Here is a 1,134-nt window from a genome sequence, read left to right as displayed (position 1 = left end):
GCGAAGCGCAGACCTTCTTCCATGGCGATCGGGGCGATCAGCTTGACGGTGATGGAGACGTTGTCGCCCGGCATCACCATTTCTTTGCCTTCGGGCAGCTCGATCGAGCCGGTCACGTCGGTGGTGCGGAAGTAAAACTGCGGCCGGTAGTTGTTGAAGAACGGGGTGTGGCGCCCGCCTTCGTCTTTGCTCAGCACGTAAACTTCGCCGGTGAAGTGGGTGTGCGGCTTGATGCTGCCGGGCTTGCACAGCACCTGGCCGCGCTGCACGTCTTCGCGCTTGGTGCCGCGCAGCAAAATGCCGACGTTGTCGCCCGCCTGGCCTTGGTCCAGCAGCTTGCGGAACATTTCCACGCCGGTGCAGGTGGTTTTTTGGGTGACGGAGATGCCGACGATTTCGATCTCTTCACCGACCTTGATGATGCCGCGCTCGATGCGCCCGGTGACCACGGTGCCGCGGCCGGAGATGGAGAACACGTCTTCCACGGGCATAAGGAAGGCGCCGTCGATGGCGCGCTCGGGCTGGGGGATGTAGCTATCGAGGGCGTCGGCCAGCTTCATGATGGCTTGCTCGCCCAGCGGGCCTTTGTCGCCTTCCAAGGCGAGTTTGGCCGAACCTTGCACGATCGGGGTGTCGTCGCCGGGGAAGTCGTATTTGCTGAGCAGCTCGCGCACTTCCATCTCGACGAGTTCGAGCAGCTCGGCGTCATCGACCATGTCGCACTTGTTGAGGAACACGATGATGTAGGGCACGCCCACTTGGCGCGCCAGCAGGATGTGTTCGCGCGTTTGCGGCATGGGGCCGTCGGCGGCGGAGCAGACCAGGATGGCGCCGTCCATTTGGGCGGCACCGGTGATCATGTTTTTGACGTAGTCGGCGTGGCCGGGGCAGTCCACGTGGGCGTAGTGGCGGCCGGCGGTTTCGTACTCCACGTGGGCGGTGTTGATGGTGATGCCACGCGCTTTTTCTTCGGGTGCGGCGTCGATCTGGTCATAGGCCTTGGCCTGACCGCCGAATTTGGCTGCCAGCACGGTGGTGATGGCCGCCGTGAGCGTGGTTTTGCCGTGGTCGACGTGGCCGATGGTGCCTACGTTGACGTGCGGCTTGGTCCGCTGGAATTTTTCCTTTGCCATG

The 1,134-nt window shown here is 63.1% G+C and carries 1 protein-coding gene; it reads right to left on the bottom strand.

The features are described 5' to 3' along the window. Nucleotides 1-1,133, bottom strand: a 1,133-nt coding sequence (gene tuf, locus SRAH_RS11705; RefSeq protein ID WP_029463517.1) for an elongation factor Tu, incomplete at its 3' end; no start/stop codon positions are given. Nucleotide 1,134 lies beyond the last annotated feature (1 nt).

This window comes from Serpentinimonas barnesii (assembly GCF_000696225.1).
In the GTDB taxonomy this organism is placed as follows: domain Bacteria; phylum Pseudomonadota; class Gammaproteobacteria; order Burkholderiales; family Burkholderiaceae_C; genus Serpentinimonas; species Serpentinimonas barnesii.
This window is presented reverse-complemented; position numbering and strand designations above follow the sequence as displayed.